This window comes from Mesorhizobium sp. CCNWLY176 (genome assembly GCF_037153935.1).
GTDB lineage: Bacteria > Pseudomonadota > Alphaproteobacteria > Rhizobiales > Rhizobiaceae > Mesorhizobium_M > Mesorhizobium_M zhangyense.
The window spans coordinates 39100-58545 of the sequence record NZ_JBBBDZ010000001.1 but is presented as its reverse complement, the minus strand read 5'-3'; the positions used below and the strand labels follow the sequence as shown (position 1 = coordinate 58545).

Genomic DNA, 19446 nt, shown 5'->3' with positions numbered 1-19446 from the left:
CATGGCTTTGCTGACAACGATCACGGGAAGGCTATCTCAAGCCTTCCTGCTCCTCCTCGTCATGTCGTTGATCGGGTTTATCGGCATTCACAGCGTCGGGAACCCGGTCTACAACGTCGTCAACATTGAAACCGCAACGCCCGAAGACATACGGCGCGCAACCGAGATGCTCGGTCTCGATCAGCCTTTGTGGCGCCAGTATGTGGTTTTCGTCCAGAACCTCGCCACCGGCAGTTTCGGCACGTCCTACATCTACCATTTGCCGGCATTTGACCTGGTTCTGAGCAAGCTCCCCGCGACGCTCGAGCTTGCCGTCGGTGCGATTGTCATCGCCACGATCGCAGGTACTGGCCTGGGACTTCTTGCGGGTACACGCCCGGGCACCCTTGTCGATCGCATTGTCGTCACGGCGACGGTCTATGCGCTCAGCGTTCCATCGTTCTGGCTGAGCATGATGCTCATACTGGCGGGCGCGGTGATGACCGGATGGTTTCCGCCTGGAGGCAGGGGCGAAGCCGTTGAAGTGCTGGGCGGCGATTGGAGCTTTCTCACGGCCGACGGGCTGAAGCATCTGGTCCTTCCCACCCTGGCGCTCGCAATCCCAAATGTAGCGCTGATCGCGCGCCTTGCCCGCGCCGGCACGGTCGAGGCCAAAAAAACAGATTTCGTCCGGTTCTGCATCGCCAAGGGGCTTTCCGGTCGGCGCATCCTGTTTCGTCATGCCCTGCCGAACATCAGCCTTCCGATCATCACGATCGTCGGGTTGCAATTCGGCGGCATGCTCGCCTTTGCCGTGGTGGTCGAAACCATCTTCGCCTGGCCGGGTGTGGGCAAGCTGCTGATCGATTCCATCCAGCTTCTGGATCGACCGGTCGTGATGGCGACACTGACATTCATCTCGATCGCTTTCGTCGCACTGAATGCTCTCGTCGATCTCCTTTATGCCGTGCTCGACCCGCGCGTGCGAATTTCAGCTTAGGGAGGATCGGAAATGACACACCAGCCTTCTACCACTCTCAAGCGCCGTCCATCTCGTCGCGTCTGTACCCCACCCAACCTCATCCTGGCATTGTTCGTGGCGGCGGCTGTGGCAGCGCCCGTGCTGGCACCGCAGAACCCCTACGACCCGCTTCAGATATTCGGCTGGGAAGCATCCTCTCCTCCCGGCACGATAGGCAGCGGCGGATACCATTACCTGCTTGGAACGGACGGCCTTGGGAGAGATATCGCAAGCTGTATTCTTTATGGCCTTCGCATAAGCCTCATGGTTTCGATCGTCAGCGCCCTGGCTGCCGCGGCCATCGGCCTCACCGTTGGTGTCACCGCCGCCTATTTCGGCAAATGGGTCGACGCCATCATCATGCGGGTGGTCGACCTGCAGCTCAGCCTGCCGACCATGCTGGTCGCACTCATTGCAATCGTTACGCTCGGCCCCGGGGTCGACCGGATTATTCTGGCGCTCATCATCGTGCAGTGGGCGACATATGCGAGGGTCGTGCGAAGCGTCGCCTTGAGTGAGGCTGGCAAGCCATACATCGACGCGGCACGCACGATGCCACTCTCGAACGCCCGTATAGTCCTTCGGCATCTTCTGCCGAACAGCATCGCACCGGCCATCACCCTGCTTCCCATCGAAATCGGCCATGCCGTTGCCCTTGAGGCCACGCTGTCGTTCCTGGGGCTGGGCGTTCCGATGGATCAGCCATCTCTCGGTTCGACTGTCGCAAACGGATTTCAGTACCTGCTGACCGGCCAGTATTGGATCAGCCTGTTTCCCGGGTTTGCGCTGTTCGGACTCATCGCCGCCATCAATTTTGCCGGCGAAGACATCCGCCGGATATGGGATCCCAGGAACAGATCGATATGACGATAGAAAACAGCGAAATCCCGCCGCTCGACGTCAGAAATCTCACGCTCCAGCACCATGGTGCTTCCGGAACCACGACGATCGTTCGCGACGTCAGCTTCGTGCTCGGTCGCGGCGAGGTCCTCGGTATCATCGGGGAATCCGGTGCCGGCAAGTCGACGATCGGCAATGCCGTCATCGGTTTGCTAGGCGCGGGTTTTGAACAATCCTCCGGAACAGTCCGGGTGAATGGAACTGCAATCGAGACTCTGACTGCCAGCAAACGCCATGCCCTCAGAGGCAGGACCATTGCCAGCATCTTTCAGGATCACACCTCATCGCTCGATCCACTCATGACGGTCGGCGCCCAGTTGAGCGAGACGATCTCGACGATCTTTCCCAATCTACCAAGAACGGGCGTGCGGCAAAGGGCTCTGGAGCTTCTTCAGCGGGTTGGCATTCCCGATCCGAACGGGCGTTATCACAGCTATCCGCACCAGCTCTCCGGCGGACAGAGGCAGCGCGTCGTCATCGCGATCGCCCTGGCGGGCTCTCCCTCGATCATTGTAGCCGATGAGCCGACCTCCGCGCTCGATGCCACCGTGCAGAAGCAGATCCTCCGGGTACTAAGAGGTCTGGTCGAGGAAGCGGGGCTCTCCCTCCTCCTCATCACCCACGACATGAGTGTTATCGCAGAAATTGCCGACAGCGTCCTTGTCATGAAGGACGGCGAAGTGATTGAGCACAATGCAACGGCGGCGCTTCTCGACAACCCTAAGAGCGCCTACACGCAAAGCCTCCTGTCAGCGGTCCCGAGATTGCGCCTTTCACCCGCGGCTCCCGCAATCGGTCAAGGAGCGTCCGATGATAAAGCCGTTCAGCGCGACGAAGCATCGGAAGCCGGCGGCCCGATCCTTGTTGTCGAGAACCTGTCCAAGACATTCGGCAATCATGGCCTCCAGGCATTGTTCGGCAAAGGGTCCGCGACGTTCGCCTTGCAGAACGTCAGCCTCCAGCTGCGGCGCGGCGGCGTCCTTGGGATTGTCGGGGAGAGCGGCAGCGGCAAGTCGACGATTGGCCGCATCCTCGCCGGCCTGGAGACCGGCAGCGCCGACAAGGTCGTAATGAACGGGAGGGTCTGCGACGTCGGTAGCCGAGGCCGTAGCGGCGGCCTGCTCGGACGCATCCAGATGGTCTTTCAAGATCCCTCCTCCTCGCTCAATCCGAGGCTGACGGTGGTCGAGACGCTGATGGAGTGCGTCCGCTTCACGGCCAGAACCGAGCATGATCGTCAACCGTCGCGTGTGACAGAGACGGTGGAAAGGCTTGGACTGTCGAAGGTTTTATTGCCTCGCTATCCCCACCAGCTTTCCGGCGGCCAGAAGCAGCGTGTCTGCATCGCGCGCGCGCTCCTCGCCGGGCCGGAAATCTTGATTGCCGACGAGCCGACGTCAGCTCTCGATGTGTCCGTCCAGGCAGAGATACTGGCGCTGCTCAAGCAGGCCGTGTCCGAGCGCAATCTGTCCATGATCTTCATCTCGCACGATCTCGCGGTGGTTCAGGACATATGTGACGCCGTCTGCGTGATGAAGGATGGCCGGATCGAAGATTACGGAGCGTCGGACTTCATATTCGGCAGATCGGACAACCCCTACACCCGGCATCTGATCAACGCTCGGCCGAAAATATTCACTCTCTGACGGAATGGCGGATGAACGCTCGGCTCTCGCGAGCGCCTCGCGTTTTCCGCAAGCGTGCTTCGAACTGCAACAAAGCCTCTCGAGACAAGGTATTGGAAATGGAAGAAAACTTCACTTTGGCGGTAACCGGCCAATCGCTCATCAAACATGACACGAGAAAACTCGGCAGCCCAGAGTTCGACCACGTAAGCACGATCCTGCGGGGCGCAGACCTTGCATTCACGAACTTTGAGGGCACGATATATGGCGCCCATGGTGGGTGGCCTCTGAAGGGATTTTATTTCGGCAGCAGCAAGCCGTTTGTCCTGGACGCTCTTGGAGAGATCGGCTTCCGAGCCCTTTCTCTCTCTAACAACCATTCATTCGATCTTGGACCCTCCGGGATTCTTTCAACGCTGGAGGAAGTCGAGAAGCGAGGCTTTCTGCACGCGGGTATCGGCCGCAACAAAAGGGAAGCCTCCGGTCCGTCTACCGCAGCATTCGGACAGCGAGCTGTGTCCATGGTGGCGATGGATGGAGGCCCCGGTCCAGATTTCATGTATGCGGCCGATGGCACCGACAACCGTGCCGAACGGCCTGGTGTCAACCGACTTCGGTTGTCGCGCATCCTCGAAGTCGATGAGGCTGCGTTCGAAAAATTGCAGGAAATCCGCGACAAGGCCGAATATTCAGCTCTGGATTTCCTGATGGACAATCAGCCCGACGATGAACCCGCGCTCGGGGACACGGAGATCGGCATCGGTCGCGCCATATTCCAGCGATCAAACCGGTTCAAGCGCACCATAAGAATTGACGAAGACGATCTGGCGAGAAATCTTCAGGCAATAGAGACCGCCGCGAGATCGGGTAGCTTGGTCATCGCCTATCTGCACCACCATCACTGGGCAGCGGATTGGTTGAAATCTCCCGACTGGATCAGCACCTTCGCTCGACAGTGCATCGACGCTGGCGCTACCGTCTTCGTCAGTCATGGGGTGCCGGTGCTTCTGCCGATCGAGATCTATAAGGGCCGGCCGATCTTCCACAGCCTCGGCAACTTCATCTTCCACACCAGGTCTGAAATCTCACTGTGGTCGCGAAACGAAGTGTGGGAGAGTGTTGTCGGTCTATGTTCATTTGACCGGGACAACCGGCTGACTTCGTTGAAACTACATCCGGTGGTCATCGGCGGCGAAGAGGGCCTGAAGGACGACGCTCTGGAACGTCGGCTCGTGCCGCATCTCGCGACCGGTGCTGCCGCAGATCGAATTCTCCGCCGGGTTGCCACAGAGTCCAGGGAATACGGCTCCCGGATCGAGATCGTCGATGGCACCGGCGTATTCGAGCTGACCTGAGAGTTCCGGCTCAGCGCGGTTAGATCACCCGCAGGCATCATCGCTTCCTGCGAGAACCAGAGGAATGGTAAGCTCCCAGCGCCTTGCAATTCAGGATTGAGCATGGATATTCGCAACGAATTGATCGCGCGGGTTTTCCGCTATCTCGCAATAGACAGCCAGAGTGACGCGAATTCTCAGGTCTTGCCGTCAACGCCCGGCCAGCAGAGCTTGGCCGCGCTGTTGGCAGACGAGTTACGAGAACTCGGACTGGACGACGTGCTTCTCGACGAGCACGCGACCGTAACGGCGGTGAAACGTGGCAACAGGCCTGATGCCCCGAAGATCGGGTTCATCGCGCATCTCGATACGGTTGACGTTGGCCTTTCTCCCATAATCCGGCCGCAGATCATGCGCTTTGAGGGAGCGGATCTCTGCCTCAATGCGGAAAAAGATATCTGGCTGCGGATTGAAGAGCACCCCGAAATATGCATCTGGAACGGGCAGGATATTATCGTTGGCGATGGCACGAGCGTCCTTGGCGCCGACAACAAGGCGGCGATCGCGGTGATCATGACACTTCTTGCGCGGCTCGACTCCGACGTTGAGCATGGCGATATCTTCGTTGCCTTTGTTCCTGATGAGGAGATCGGGCTCCGAGGTGCAAAGGCGCTCGACCTCGCTCGTTTCCCCTGTGATTTCGCTTACACGATCGACTGCTGCGAGCTCGGCGAAGTCGTCATCGAAAATTTCAACGCTGCCGCAGCCGATATCGAATTCATCGGTGTTAGCGCCCATCCTATGTCTGCAAAGGACGTCCTGGTAAATCCGCTGCTTATGGCGTTCGATTTCGTCGCCACTTTTGACCGGGCAGAGACGCCTGAGCGCACTGAGGGACGTGAGGGATATTTCTGGTTCAAGGATCTCGTCGCCAACGACAGCAACGCACGGCTTAAAGTCTTGATTCGGGATTTCGACAAAACAGGATTCGAGCGTCGCAAAGAGCAGTTGGGCAAGGCCGTGGAAGTGATCAGGTCACGCTACCCAACGGCGCGCGTCAGCTACAACATTGCCGACACCTACGAAAACATTGGAGACCGCTTGGGCAGCAACAGCCGCCCCGTAGAATTGCTCTTTGCCGCCCTCAAGGCGCTGCGCATAGAACCCAAACTCATTCCGATGCGTGGCGGAACGGATGGCGCTGCCTTGTCTGCCAAAGGCATAGCCACGCCGAATTTTTTTACCGGCGCTTATAATTTTCATTCGCGCTTTGAATTTCTTCCCGTTCTCGCATTCGAGAAATCGTATGATGTGGCTCGAAAGATCTGCACTTTGTGAAATGCTTCGTCCGGATGGGCAGTGCGGCGATGTAGTCCGTTTCGATCTCACCGATCTCAGTGTCACCGGGAATACCCAAGCGCCACGTGGCGGCGAGACGGCCAGCAACGTGCGGCGCTATAACTAATCTTGCCGCTGAAGGGCTCACGAAAAGCCCGGACGGTACGCTTGTTGCGACCGGCAATATGCGCGGCACGGCCTTTCCACTGGAGTCGCCCCGCTTCCAGTCGAACGCTGCTCACCTTCAACTCCGAAACCGGCTCCATAACCAAGTTGGCTGACTATCTGTTCAGCGGCGTGCTCCCGGAGGGAGGAACACTCAATCTCAAGGGGATCATTTCCTGATGAAGGTATTCCATGGCCATGAGGGTGCGCATTGATTGGTGATTCATATTAGTTCGTCCAATTAAGAACTTTGACAGCAAAGTTTCTTCCGTGCAGCTTGACGACGCAAACCCGATCATTCGACCAGTCCCTGTCCGGATCGCCGCGCTATGGAACTACGCCACATCAACTACTTTGTCGCAGTTGCCGAAGAACTCCACTTCGGTCGTGCGGCCAACAGGTTGAGCATCGCTCAGCCGGCTCTGAGTTTACAAATTCAGTCGCTGGAAAAGGAGCTCGGCGTCAAATTGCTTGTCCGCAGTACACGCCGTGTACAGTTGACGCCTGCGGGGTCCGTTTTCTACGCCCGATGTATCGACATACTCAAAGGTATCGAAACCACAAAGGCGTTGACGCAAGCAGCAGCCGGTAAAGACATCAACAAGATTACGATAGGTACAATCTATCCGGCGACATTTGGCATTCTGCCTGGGTTTCTTTCCAGGATCAGCGGGCGCTATCGGGACATCCAGATTCATATCAAGAATGGGACAACCGACAGTATCATCCGAGATCTTGAACGGGGACATATCAATGTCGGGTTCATTCGCCCCTTCGAAAACATTGGCTCACTGAGATACCAGAGTATCGCCGTCGAGCGGTATCTCCTGGCGATATCCAACAAGAATTCTCTTGCCGCCGCCGAGAAGATCAGCCTTGACGATCTTCATGACCAGAAAATCATCTCTTTCTCACGGTCCAATTTGTCTTACACAGAGAAGTATTTCTTTGAGAAATTTCAGAAATATGGGCTTTCGGAGAATATCGCCTACACTTGCGACGACACGATGTCTCTGGTTTCCCTCGTCTCGGCAGGGATCGGCATCGGTTTCGTTCCGGAATGGACGCAGGACCTGCCGAACCGCAATTTCTTCCTGAGGAAAGTGGAAGGCATCGACTTCAACATCGGCTTGGGCATCGCGTGGAACAAGGAAGATCCGACAGCCAACCGCGATGACATCATCCAGATTGCCCGCTCGCTGGCATCGGCAGCGCGGGTCAAGTAACCCGGTGCGTCCGAGCCACCATTGATATGCATGTGTTATCAATAGAGGCCAGATTATATTAGACGACGCGGGCTGAACGCGCGATTTTGTCCCCCGGGAACAATAATGAAAACAGGGACAGACCATGACCACCCTCAAGACTCTCACCGTTGCTGCGGCTGCGCTTTTCACAACGATTGGAGCAGGTCGTGCCGAACAACTGATCGTCAATAGCTACGGCGGACCGTACGAAGCGATCATCATGGAACGGATCATCAAGCCGTTCGAGGACCGAACCGGTATCACCGTTGTATATGATCCAGTAGGCTCCGCGTCGCAGGACTATGCCAAAATCAAGGCGACGAAGGGCAGGCCGGGTTTTGACGTGGCAGTCATGACAGCATCCCAGTCCCTCGACGGCTGCAGGGACGGCCTACTCGAAAAATTCACGGCAGATACGGTGCCGAATCTTGCAAAGCTCAGCCCGGCAGTCAGCAGGATGGCCGGTGAGTGTGGTGCCGTGCACGAGGTTCAATATCTGTCCCTATTGTGGCGAACCGACAAGCTGAAGGCTGCGCCGACATCCTGGAATGCGCTCTTCGAGCAGGAGCTTAAAGGCAAGATCATTCTTCCGACCTTTCAGAACATCATGGCTGCCAATCTTATGCAGGTGTTGTCGGTCAAGAACGGCGGCGATCTTCTAGAAAATGTCGATCCCGGCTTCAAGGCCATGGCCGTTCTCGCAAAGCAGACGATCGGTTTTGAACAGTCCTCGGCGGTAATGGAGACATATGTGAAGGGTGGCCAGGTGTGGGCAATGCCCTACTGGAATGGGCGGGCGCAGCTCCTCATGGATAGCGGTGTACCTGTCGATTTCGTCAAGCCGACAGAAGGTACCATCCCCCTGATTGCAACCCTGAACGTACCCGTCGGAGCCGAGAACAAAGCGGCCGCGATGAAGTTCGTCGATTTCTTTCTCGAGAAGGCCAGCCAGGAAGCGTGGGTGACGGGTTACAAAGTCGGAAGCGCTCGCAGTGACATTGAAGTTCCAGAAGCTGTGCGGTCAAGGCAGATCACAACAGAAGGCGATCTGGAAAAACTCCTCCTGCCCGATCTCTCGATAACCGCCGCAAAGCTGCCGGAATGGGGCGATCGATGGGAACGCGAAGTCGTTTCCGCAGCGAATTGAGATCATCGCCATGACGATAGCCGAAACGGGTTCGGCCGCGACCCGGTTGCGCCGAAGATTCGCGTTACGCGGATATATTCCGCTAGTTCCTCCCATTACCTTTCTCATGATCTTCTTCGCCGTGCCGATCGGAATGATGATCGGCATCAGCTTTCAGGATTCAAAAACCCTCGCGTTCAGCCTAGGGAGCTACGAGCGGGTTTTTACCGATGATCTGATCCTGGCCGGCATATTTCGAACGATGGTGATGTCTGGCTTGGTCGCAATCTGCGTGACCGTGATGGCTTATCCGGTTGCCTACTTTCTGGCCCGTTCCACGTCCCGTTGGCGCACAGTCGTCTTTGCTCTGGCAATCGCGCCCGAACTGGCTGGCGTGGTTTTGCGGACATATGGCTGGCTGATCATTCTGGAAGACAGGGGATTCATCAACGACGCCTTGATCTGGCTCGGAGTGATCTCATCGCCGCTGCCGTTGGCAAAGAACCTCTTCGGCGTCGTCGTGGGCCTCACCCATGTCGTGCTGCCGTTTGGGATTCTGGCGCTTCTCACGAGCATTCAGGGGATCGACCCGAATATTGAAAAGGCCGCACAAATTCTTGGTGCTTCGCGGGCCTCGGTAATCCGCCATATCCTATTGCCACTTTCGATCCCCGGGATTGTCAGCTCCCTGCTGATTTCCTTCACGATGGCGGCCAGCGCCTATGCTACCCCCGCCCTGCTCGGCGGCGCCCGCTTCAAGGTGCTGGCGACAATGATCTACGAGCAGATCATGTTCTACATCAACTGGCCCTTGGCGGCCGTCATGGCGATCGTGATGCTGGTCATGATGCTTGCCATCTCCTTTGCCGGGGCACGGATTGAAACTCGCCTTCACAAGAAACTAAACGTCTAGGAGGCAAGGGACATGAACCGTTTTCTCGCCGGCTTGTTCTGGCTTTCGCTTTGCCTGATCCTGGCCTTCATCACGCTCCCCTTGCTCGTCGTTGTGGCAGCATCCGTGAGCCCGTCATCGACCGTAACCTTTGCTCCAGGGGATTGGACATTAACCTGGTATAGTACAGTTTGGACGGCAAAATGGCTCGACCCGTTTGTGCTGAGCCTGAAGATCGCGGTGATTGTTTCCTTGGCCAGCGGCGTATTGGGAGCTTTGGGCGCCTATGCCGTTGCATACGAGAAATGTCCAGGCAGTGACGCCATCATGTCGTTTCTGCTGTCACCACTGGCGGTGCCCCAGATCGTCAAGGGCGTCGCAATCGTGCTCTTTCTGTCTTCGGCCGGCTTTTACGTCTTTCTCGGAACTCCGGGCCTCATCGCCGCGCACATCGTCCTGACCCTTCCGTTTGCGGCCAGAATGATCGCGACATCAATCCATAACTTCGACAAGAATCTCGATCGCGCAGCGCAGATCTTGGGCGCCAGCAAATGGCAGAGGATGTGGCATATCCTGTTTCCTTTGATCAAGCCGGGGGTCTTTTCAGGCATGACCTTTGCCTTCATCATATCTTTCAACAACATCCCGCTTTCGGTTTTTCTCGTTCGGCCCGGCCAGACGACACTCCCGATCACGGTCATCAACTACATGGAATACAGCCTCGATCCCGTTCTGGCCGCAGTCAACGTCGCGTCACTGATCTTCATCCTGGCAACCATATTCCTCTTCGAAAAATTTGGCGGCTTTTCCGCCCAAATTCATGGTGGAAGCAAATGAGTGATATCGACATCGAGCTTGTTTCGGTTCGCAAGACCTTTGGCCACAACCTTGTCGTAAATGACGTGAGCCTGTCGATTCCGAAGGGCGAGTTTGTAAGCATTCTCGGGCCTTCCGGCTGCGGCAAGACCACAACGCTGAACATGATCGCCGGTTTTCAAGAGCCAACCGCAGGCCAGATCCGCATCCGCGGAAAAAATCAGAATGGCGTTGCGCCGGAAAGGCGCAACATCGGCCTGGTCTTTCAAAACTATGCTCTCTTTCCCCATATGACGGTCGCCGAAAACGTGGGATTCGGCCTGAAGATGAAGGGCATGCCGCGTTTCGAGATCGAAGAGACTGTAAAAAGCGCACTCAAAAGCGTGCACCTCGAAGGGTTCGATGCGCGCTATCCCAAGGAGCTTTCTGGCGGACAGCAGCAGCGCACAGCGCTTGCACGCGCAATCGCCCCGAGGCCATCTGTGCTCCTGCTCGACGAACCGCTTTCAAATCTCGACCTGAAACTACGAGAGGCCATGCGTATTGAGCTCAAGGAGATTCAGGAACAGCTCGGGATGACTTTTGTCTATGTCACCCACGATCAGGAGGAGGCTATGGCGATGTCTGACCGTATCGTGGTCATGTCCGGCGGGAGTGTCGCGCAGCAGGGCAAGCCAGCCTCGATCTACAACCGTCCGAGCACAAGCTTCGTTGCGGACTTTATCGGCAAGTCCAATATCCTGCCGATAGGTAGCGCAAAATCGGACAACGCCCGAATCGAGATCAGCGTGCGCGGCAGCAATCTTTCTCTCGCGGCCCAAACCGATCCACTTCTTGCGCCGGAAAAAGTAAAATTCTGCTGCATCCGACCGGAAGACGTTCGAATCGTCGAGCGCGAGAAGCCACCGCGCGACGATCTCAACATTCTTGACGGTACGATCTCCAAAATCGTCAATCTGGGTGCGCATCTGGACCTTTGGGTTACCGTGGCCAGCAATGTGGTCATCAAGGCTCTCGTTCGTTCTGCGCGCTCGGGCGCGCTGAAAACCGGTAATCCCGTGACCATCTCGATCGCTCCGGACGCCATTCAGTTGCTCGCCGATTGAGACGTTGGGACTAATAAGCTGCCAATATCAATGCACAGCAACTGATATTTGAGGGCGGCATCCAGACCGACCTAAAGTGCTCCTGACCTCTTGAGGGTCTAAAGCAAAGGAGATCGAGCGATGCTCACCAAGGAAAGAATTACAGCGGTCCAGCATTCAAGCAATGTGTGCGCCGACATCGAAGGTTTCGATTTCGACGACTACGACGCCAACGACATCGCGGAAATACGCAGGCTCTGGCTCCAGTATGGCGTTCTCCGCTTCAAGAAGACGAACATCAGCGACGCGCAGCAGGTCAAGTTCTCCCGCAATTTCGGCGAATTCGTCATCCACCCGAAGCAGTTGCAGGAGGGTGGTCACCCGACACAGCCGGAAATCCTCGTCATCAGCAATGCGATGAAGGATGGTAAACCGAGTGGTGCTATGGGCAACAGCGAAGCTACCTGGCACACCGACACGTGGTTCTATGAAAAGCCGCCGGCAGGCGCCATCCTGCGTGCTGTCCAAGTGCCGCCGTCCGGTGGAGACACCTATTTCCTATCCACCTACATTGCATATGAGACACTGCCCGAAGCCATGCGCAAACAGGTCGACGGCCGGCAGATCTTCTTCCAGAACGTATACGACAAGACCGGCAAGCTTCGTCTTGGCAAGACAGAACCGAAGAGCAAGGACTTCCGCGAGTGGAACGGTATTGCTCACCCGCTCGTGCGTGTGCACGGCGAGACCGGACGCAAGGCGCTTTATCTCGGCGGTACGTCCGAAGGCGCTTGGATCGTTGGCATGACACTTGAGGAGAGCAACGATCTTATCGCAAAGCTTTGGGACCACACCACCGGATCGGACCATGTCTTCGTTCAGAAATGGGATCAGGGCGATATCATGATGTGGGACAATCGCTGCACCATGCATCGGCGCGACTCCTTCGACCCGAATACCATCCGCATCATGCATCGCACGACCACGTCCGGCGAGCGCCCGATCTGATTGCGCAAACCCGCTCGAATCCACCATCGCAGGCAAAAGTCCAATGATCGAGAAATACCGGGTGATGAAGAATTACCCTCCCCTTCCCGCTGACCTTCGCGACCTTCTGGTTGACGTGGAAACCGCAACGATCGGTCACTTCGAGCATTTGGGTTTCGTAAGCGACAACATTCGCCCGGTGGTCCCCTCCAAAGCCGTCGGAAGCGCTGTGACGGTCGCAGCACCTGGCCGAGACGGCGCGATCATCTACAAAGCGATCGACCTTCTTTCGCCGGGCGATTTCCTCATCATATCGCGGGTTGACCGTGACGATGTCGCCTGTGTCGGCGGCGGCGTCGCGGCAGCCGCGAAAGCGCGTGGCGCCATCGGCATCGTGATCGACGGGCCGTGCACCGACGTCGCGGAAATTGCTGCTGGGGATTTTCCAGTCTGGTGCCGTGGTGTCTCCTCGAAAACGACCAGTCGCGAATTCCAGATCGGCGGCTCGGTTAACGTACCGGTGGCATGCGGCGGTGCAGCCGTCCTTCCGGGATACGCCGTCCTAGCCGACAATGAGGGGGTCTTCGTGGCGGATATCGCACATATGCGCGAGCTGGCCGTGCACGCACTCGAGCGCCAAAAGCGGTCATTGACACTGCGGCCTCATCTCGAGGCTGGCAAATCCATTTTCGATTTCAGGTGACGAAACCAATGAAAATCTCACTGATACAGATGAATTCGCAACCTGATCGTGCCCACAATCTTGCCGAGGCAAAGCGCCTCATGCAGGAAGCTGTCAGTCTCGACCGTCCCGATCTTATCGTTCTTCCCGAACATTTCGACTGGTCCGGCGGGACCCTGGACCAAAAATGCAACGCCGCCGACGCGATCCCCGGCGGCGCGGCCTATCGGATGCTCCAGACTTTTTCTGAGCAAAACCGGGTCGCAATCCATGCAGGCAGCATTCTCGAACGGACTGCAGCGAGCGATCGGATTTACAATAGCACCGTCGTGTTCAATGCCCTCGGCGAGGAAGTCGGCATCTATCGCAAGATTCACCTCTTCGACATCACCGCGCCGGATGGAAAAAAGTATCTTGAATCCGCAACCGTTGCGCCCGGCAAAGACATCCTGATCTATGAGCTCAATGGCCTTCGGATCGGCTGTGCCATTTGTTACGATCTGCGTTTTTCACGCCTCTTCGATCAGCTTGCCACCCATGGCGTGGACATCTTCGTCCTGCCGGCAGCTTTCACCATGCAGACAGGAAAGGACCATTGGGAGGTGCTGTGCCGCGCACGCGCCATCGAGTTTCAGGCCTATTTCGTAGCTTGTGGGCAATGGGGCTCCTACCCGGCGCCTGACGGGGAAACCCGTCAAACCTACGGCAACTCGCTGATTTGCGATCCGTGGGGACAGGTCACAGCACGCGCCTCCGACAAGGTCTGCGTGACGTCGGCGCGTATCGATCCTGAACGGCTTCACGCCGTGCGGGCGCTGATCCCGATGTCAAGTCATCGCGTCGATCTACACGACGTTTCGCTCACCGTCGCGCGGGATAAAACGGAACGGCTTGCGAATGTCCTCTAGCTCGGCGTTGCGGCTGGCGAGCTATCTCGCCGCCGAAAACTATGATTCCTTGCCGGCAGAGGTCATCGAGAAATCGAAGCTTTGCCTTTTGGACGCGCTGGGTTGTCTGATCGGTGCCTATCGATCCTCAGCGTCCACAGTTGTGGAATCCTTCGTGTCCGAACTGGGTAAAAGCGGCGATGTCGCCGGAAGCCATTTGAAGACCGATTGTGCGGCTGCATTTGCCAACGTAACTCTCATCGATAAGCCAACCATCCACTGCGAGTTTGCAAATGAGTCTGCCTGGAAGTTACCTGATTGCCAGTCCTGCCGCATCGAACAAGTGAATCGTCTCAAGATCGAGTCGGACTCGTATGATCGAACCGGCTTTTGCTGAAACGCGTTCGTGGAACACGCAAGTAACGTTTTGAGTACCGAGTCTGCCAAGGACCATAGTTTCGGAACCTGTAGGCTCAACAACGGCCACTTCTAGGGGAATTCCGTTATCGTCAAGGTGAAGGTGCTCTGGGCGCACGCCATAAACGGTTGCCGACGCGGGCGCCGGAGACGGTGCAGGAAGGGAGATGCCCTCCTCGGTCGTAAATCCTGACGACGACATAGAGCCCTTGATGAAGTTCATCGAGGGGGAGCCGATAAAGCCGGCAACGAACATGTTCTTCGGTCGATCGTAAAGCTCCAAGGGCGAGCCGATCTGTTCGATCGATCCGTCACGCATGACGACGATTTTGTCCGCCATGGTCATGGCCTCGACCTGGTCGTGGGTGACATAGATCGTCGTCGTTTTCAGGCGCTGGTGGAGTTCCTTGATTTCGGCTCGCATCTGAACCCTGAGCTTCGCATCGAGATTCGACAAAGGCTCGTCGAAAAGAAACACCTGGGGATCGCGAACGATGGCCCGGATCGTCGAATTGAAGTATAGCAGATATCGCCAAGTAGCGCTTGCGCATGTTTCACGCGGGCTATAGCTCCGGTTTTGATAGCTTTCTGACCCATTCTGCACCCCTTCAAGATCAAAAGAGATGGTTCTTTTTCATGAGTGCAGCCGTAGCGTTTTGTACGCATAAGCCTGTGAACGCTATACTCTAAGACGTCATGCCATGTTGCATGATTGGTGCAAGCAACGCGTCGCTTCATCAAGAGGGTGGTGCGGCTTGCTTCGATGGGACGGTGGGTCGAACCCAATGGTCCTCTTCGTGCTCGATCATCGCAGGATGCAAGCTCCGGAAAACTGAGCGGCGTCATCTCCCAAACCGATTACCGAAAAGTTTGCAACAGAGCCGACGAACGTCGTCCCTGGAGTATTGACGCTCCTGGTCGGCGCGTCTTTCCATTTTTCTATCGATCCGGCTTGCAGACTATTGGGTATGTTCATGACCATTTCCTCGAATATGCGCGACAGACGCGCGCACTCGGCCCCGCCCCGTAATTCCAGGCAAAGGCAGCGCCACCTTCATTTCAACTTGACGACGACCTTGCCTTTCGAGCGTCCCGTTTCGATGTAAGCCAAACCTTCGTTGGTCGCTTCGAACGGGAAGACCCGGTCCATCACAGGGCGAATGATTCCGGCTTCGATCAGCGATGTGATCTGGCTCAACTGCGCGCCGCTCGCGCGCATGAACAGGAACGAATAGCTGACCTGCCGTCCCTTGGCCTTTCTCCGGATGCCGAAGCTCAGAAAACGCAGGACTTGCCGCAGAAACCAGTTCAGTCCTTGTTCTTTGGCAAAATCAGGGTCCGGCGGACCGGAGATCGAGATCAGCTTGCCGCCGGGCTTCAGCACATTCAGGGATTTTTGAAGCGTATCTCCGGCCAGACTGTTGAGAACCACATCATAGTCTGACAGGATTTTTTCGAAGTCCTGGTTTTTGTAATCGATGACGACATCGGCTCCGAGGTTTTTGACCAGCTCGGCATTCGCCACACTCGTGGTCGTCGCGACGGTCGCGCCGAGATGCTTCGCCAACTGTATGGCGAATGTCCCCACGCCGCCGGAACCGGCATGGATGAGAATCTTCTGCCCTTTCGCCAGCTTGGCTCGATCGACCAGCACCTGCCATGCCGTCAGGCCGACCAGCGGGACGGAAGCCGCGTCCTCCATGGTGAGGTTCTTGGGCTTCAGCGCCACGTCCGCTTCGTTGATGGCAATGAATTCCGCGAACGTCCCGACCCGGCCGTCGCGCGGCCGGGCATAGATTTCGTCGCCCGGCTTGAAGCGTCTGACATTCGCGCCGACACGAACCACAACCCCGGCTACGTCGTGTCCGAGAACGAGAGGCAGTCGATACGGGAGGATGAGCTTGAATTCGCCATCGCGGATCTTGGAGTCCAGAAGATTGAGCCCGGCCGAATGGACCTCGACCAGAACATCGTCTTGTCCCAGCGCCGGCTTCGGCATGTCGCCGAAACGCAGTGCGCTCTTCTTCTTGTATCGATCCAGGATGAAGGCCTTCATGATGATCCGTTCTCCAATCTCCACCAACGCCTACGACTGGGAAACCATTGCGATGGCGGGATAGTCAGTATAGCCCGCAGAGCCGCCGCCATAGAGCGTCGCCTGATCGAAAGCGGCCAGCGGTGCGCTGGTCTTCAGCCGTTCCACAAGGTCGGGATTGGCGATGAACGGGCGTCCGAAGGCGAACAGGTCGGCCTTGTCCTCGGTGAGTCGCGCCGCGGCAAGTTCGAGGTTGTAGCCATTATTGGCGATATAGGTGTTGTTGAAGCGCCGGCGGAGCAATCCGAAGTCGAATGGCGCAACATCGCGCGGTCCGCCCGTGGCGCCCTCGACGACATGGATATAGACGATGCCCAGAGCGTCGAGCTGATCGACGATATAGTCGAACTGTGCCTGGGGGTCGCTGCTCGAGATGCCGTTGGCGGGCGAAACGGGCGAAATCCGGATGCCGGTGCGCTCGGCGCCGATCTCGTCGATGACGGCAGCCGTGACCTCAAGCATCAGCCGGGCGCGGTTCTCGACAGAACCGCCATAGGCATCGTCACGGACATTCGCGCCGTCCCTGGCGAACTGGTCGAGCAGATAGCCGTTGGCTCCATGAATTTCCACGCCATCGAAGCCGGCGGCAATGGCGTTGGCGGCCGCTTTGCGGAAATCGTTGACGATCCCGGGCAGCTCGTCGAGTTCCAGAGCGCGGGGCTCCGACACGTCAATGAAGGCGTTGTTGACGAATGTTTTGGTTTTGGCCCGGATCGCCGAAGGCGCCACAGGCGCGCCGCCGCCCACCTGCAGGTCGACGTGCGAGACGCGACCGACATGCCAGAGCTGCAGGAAGATATGACCGCCCTTGGCGTGCACGGCCTTGGTGACCCTGCGCCAGCCGTCGATCTGCTCCTGAGAGTAGATGCCGGGTGTGTCCTGATAGCCTTGGCCCTGCTGCGAGATCTGCGTGGCTTCGGCAATCAGCAGGCCGGCTGTTGCGCGCTGGCTGTAATACTCAACGGCGAGATCGCCGGGAACGAAGCCTGGGCCGGCGCGATTGCGCGTCAGCGGTGCCATGACGATGCGATTGGAGAGGGTCAGCGAGCCGAGGGTGTAGGGCTCAAACAGCGTCTTGCTGGTCATGGTTCACCTATGTTGTCGCCGCCGCAGCGGGATCAGTTATCGAAATTTGCCGATGTTCAGACGACCGTGCGGTACCGCTCGGCTGGATGCTGGTTGCCATAGTTCGGAAGCATGGCTTGGCGCGCGGCCTGAAGCGCGTCCCACTGCCCGGCATCGGGAAGCGGCGGGATGGTCACCGGTTCGCGGCGGTCGAAGCCAACCAGCGCAGCATCCACCAGATCGTCCACCTCCATCACGTTGGAGAGCGTGTTGACGTCGGCGCCGGCGCGTTCCCAGATCTCCGTTCGCGTCGTTGCGGGAAGCACGGCCTGGACGTAGACACCCTTCGGTCCGAGCTCGAGGCTGAGCCCCTGAGACAGGAACAGGACGAACGCCTTGGTCGCCCCGTAGACCGTCATGCCGAACTCCGGCGCCAGGCCGACCACGGAACCGATATTGACGATCGCCCCTTCGCCCGCCTTCGCAAGTCGCGGGGCGATGGCGCTGGCAAGCCGCAGAAGTGCGGTCGTGTTGAGCGCAACGAGCCGCGCCACATCATCGGTGCCCTGCTCGATGAAGCTTCCTCCGATGGCCGTACCGGCATTGTTGACGAGGATCCCGATGCGGGCGTCGTCGCGTAACCGCGTCTCTATCATTGCAAGCTCGGCAGGCTGCGTGAGATCTGCCTGGATGATATCGATCGCCACGCCGCTTTCGTTGCGGAGACGGGCCGCGAGCGTCTCCATACGCCCTTTGTCGCGAGCGACCAGCACCAGGTCGTGGCCGCGGCAGGCAAAGCGCTCGGCATAGGTGGCACCGATGCCGGTGGAGGCGCCGGTGATGAGGACTGATGGAATGGTGGTCATGGGATTGTTCTCTGTGCTGACGGGAACTATATTCATGATGGTTATCATGATTGATGTCAAATATGATAACCATCATGATTGTCAATGGTCCCGGCGGAGTATTTTGAAATGAAAGTCAGTCGAGAACAGATGGCGGAGAACCGTCGCCGGATTCTGGATGAGGCCAGCCGGCTGTTCCGCGACAAGGGGTTCGATGCGGTCAGCGTGGCGGAGGTGATGAAAGCCGCCGGCCTTACCCATGGCGGCTTCTATGGTCATTTCGACTCCAAGAACGACCTTGTGGCCCAGACTCTTGCCCATGTCCTCGCCTTGGACGCAGGAGGGGGCAATCTTCACGCCTATCTCGACGCCTACCTTTCACCGAAACATCGCGACAACGCTGCCGATGGTTGCCCAACGGCAGGTCTGGCCGCGGACATCCGCCACCAGACCACGGCTGCACGCGTGGCCATGACGGAAGGCCTTCGATCGCAGATCGACCGTATCAGCGCTGCGCTCCCTGGGGTGAAGCCGGCAGATAGGCGCCGCGCGGCAATCGGAACCTGGGCGGCGATGGTAGGGGCGGTGATCCTCGCCCGGGCGATCGACGACCCTACGCTTTCGGATGAAGTCCTGGAACAGACGCGTGCCTGGATCGATGCCGGGATCAGTTCAGCATCCGTGAGCTAAGGCCATGCCGAGTGGTGGGGCATACGTGAACTATATCCTTAATGGCGCTGTTGAACGCCATCTAATTGATTATCAAAGATGAACAGATCAATTCGTGCGGTAATCGGCGGTGTTTGGCACAGGATCGATGGCTTGGTGACCAGTTCGACCGTGAGAATGGCGAACTTCGCAAAACGACTGATGACAAGAATTCACGTCAAACGGAACGTCCAACCGAAGTTAGCTTGCGAGTTTAGCCTACCTGCGGGGA

General features: G+C 57.6%; 18 protein-coding genes and 1 pseudogene. 15 read left to right on the top strand and 4 right to left on the bottom strand.

What is annotated here, in order from left to right:
* Nucleotide 1: 1 nt before the first annotated feature.
* The 14 genes from WBQ96_RS00275 (at nt 2) to WBQ96_RS28275 (ending at nt 14481) form a co-directional block, all read left to right on the top strand.
* Nucleotides 2-979 carry an ABC transporter permease gene (locus WBQ96_RS00275; RefSeq protein ID WP_336547189.1) on the top strand — a complete coding sequence of 326 codons (978 nt, stop codon included), beginning with the start codon at nt 2-4 and terminating at the stop codon, nt 977-979.
* A gap of 12 nt (nt 980-991) precedes the next feature.
* A complete protein-coding gene (locus WBQ96_RS00270; protein ID WP_165117730.1) occupies nt 992-1867 on the top strand; it encodes an ABC transporter permease in 876 nt (291 codons plus the stop codon).
* Nucleotides 1864-3546: an ABC transporter ATP-binding protein gene (locus WBQ96_RS00265; RefSeq protein ID WP_336547190.1), complete on the top strand. Its 1683-nt coding sequence runs from the start codon at nt 1864-1866 to the stop codon at nt 3544-3546. Before WBQ96_RS00270 ends, WBQ96_RS00265 begins: the two co-directional genes overlap by 4 nt.
* A gap of 98 nt (nt 3547-3644) precedes the next feature.
* Nucleotides 3645-4880 carry a CapA family protein gene (locus tag WBQ96_RS00260; protein WP_336547191.1) on the top strand — a complete coding sequence of 412 codons (1236 nt, stop codon included), beginning with the start codon at nt 3645-3647 and terminating at the stop codon, nt 4878-4880.
* 102 nt (nt 4881-4982) lie between these two features.
* Nucleotides 4983-6197, top strand: a complete 1215-nt coding sequence (pepT, locus tag WBQ96_RS00255; protein WP_336547193.1) for a peptidase T — start codon at nt 4983-4985, stop codon at nt 6195-6197.
* Nucleotides 6198-6691: 494 nt separating this feature from the next.
* Nucleotides 6692-7588 carry a LysR family transcriptional regulator gene (locus tag WBQ96_RS00250; RefSeq protein ID WP_165117738.1) on the top strand — a complete coding sequence of 299 codons (897 nt, stop codon included), beginning with the start codon at nt 6692-6694 and terminating at the stop codon, nt 7586-7588.
* Nucleotides 7589-7712: 124 nt separating this feature from the next.
* Nucleotides 7713-8756 (top strand): ABC transporter substrate-binding protein, encoded by a 1044-nt coding sequence (locus WBQ96_RS00245; protein WP_336547194.1) that lies wholly within the window; start codon nt 7713-7715, stop codon nt 8754-8756.
* A gap of 10 nt (nt 8757-8766) precedes the next feature.
* Nucleotides 8767-9648: an ABC transporter permease gene (locus WBQ96_RS00240; RefSeq protein WP_442920789.1), complete on the top strand. Its 882-nt coding sequence runs from the start codon at nt 8767-8769 to the stop codon at nt 9646-9648.
* A 12-nt stretch (nt 9649-9660) separates the two neighbouring features.
* The gene (locus WBQ96_RS00235; protein WP_336547195.1) at nt 9661-10464 is read left to right on the top strand and encodes an ABC transporter permease; all 804 of its coding nucleotides are present in this window, start codon (nt 9661-9663) and stop codon (nt 10462-10464) included.
* Nucleotides 10461-11549: an ABC transporter ATP-binding protein gene (locus WBQ96_RS00230; protein ID WP_336547196.1), complete on the top strand. Its 1089-nt coding sequence runs from the start codon at nt 10461-10463 to the stop codon at nt 11547-11549. The genes WBQ96_RS00235 and WBQ96_RS00230 overlap by 4 nt, the downstream gene beginning before the upstream one ends.
* A 120-nt stretch (nt 11550-11669) precedes the next feature.
* Nucleotides 11670-12536: a TauD/TfdA dioxygenase family protein gene (locus WBQ96_RS00225; protein ID WP_165117748.1), complete on the top strand. Its 867-nt coding sequence runs from the start codon at nt 11670-11672 to the stop codon at nt 12534-12536.
* Between the two features lie 43 nt (nt 12537-12579).
* Nucleotides 12580-13218 (top strand): RraA family protein, encoded by a 639-nt coding sequence (locus tag WBQ96_RS00220; protein ID WP_336547197.1) that lies wholly within the window; start codon nt 12580-12582, stop codon nt 13216-13218.
* An 8-nt stretch (nt 13219-13226) separates the two neighbouring features.
* Nucleotides 13227-14105 carry a carbon-nitrogen hydrolase family protein gene (locus WBQ96_RS00215; RefSeq protein ID WP_165117857.1) on the top strand — a complete coding sequence of 293 codons (879 nt, stop codon included), beginning with the start codon at nt 13227-13229 and terminating at the stop codon, nt 14103-14105.
* The gene (locus WBQ96_RS28275; protein ID WP_165117752.1) at nt 14095-14481 is read left to right on the top strand and encodes an MmgE/PrpD family protein; all 387 of its coding nucleotides are present in this window, start codon (nt 14095-14097) and stop codon (nt 14479-14481) included. The genes WBQ96_RS00215 and WBQ96_RS28275 overlap by 11 nt, the downstream gene beginning before the upstream one ends.
* On the opposite strand, the pseudogene WBQ96_RS00210 reads toward WBQ96_RS28275, so the two are convergent.
* The 4 genes and pseudogenes from WBQ96_RS00210 to WBQ96_RS00195 all read right to left on the bottom strand — a co-directional run.
* A pseudogene (locus WBQ96_RS00210) lies at nt 14395-15003 on the bottom strand (ABC transporter ATP-binding protein); the annotation flags it as partial. The gene WBQ96_RS28275 and the pseudogene WBQ96_RS00210 overlap by 87 nt on opposite strands.
* A 552-nt stretch (nt 15004-15555) precedes the next feature.
* A complete protein-coding gene (locus WBQ96_RS00205; protein ID WP_336547198.1) occupies nt 15556-16557 on the bottom strand; it encodes an NADP-dependent oxidoreductase in 1002 nt (333 codons plus the stop codon).
* A gap of 30 nt (nt 16558-16587) precedes the next feature.
* Nucleotides 16588-17682 carry an alkene reductase gene (locus WBQ96_RS00200; protein ID WP_165117756.1) on the bottom strand — a complete coding sequence of 365 codons (1095 nt, stop codon included), beginning with the start codon at nt 17680-17682 and terminating at the stop codon, nt 16588-16590.
* Between the two features lie 56 nt (nt 17683-17738).
* Nucleotides 17739-18527, bottom strand: a complete 789-nt coding sequence (locus tag WBQ96_RS00195) for an SDR family NAD(P)-dependent oxidoreductase (protein ID WP_165117861.1) — start codon at nt 18525-18527, stop codon at nt 17739-17741.
* Nucleotides 18528-18635: 108 nt separating this feature from the next.
* On the opposite strand from WBQ96_RS00195, the gene WBQ96_RS00190 reads away from it, so the two are divergent.
* Nucleotides 18636-19196 (top strand): TetR/AcrR family transcriptional regulator, encoded by a 561-nt coding sequence (locus WBQ96_RS00190; protein WP_336547268.1) that lies wholly within the window; start codon nt 18636-18638, stop codon nt 19194-19196.
* Nucleotides 19197-19446: the final 250 nt, after the last annotated feature.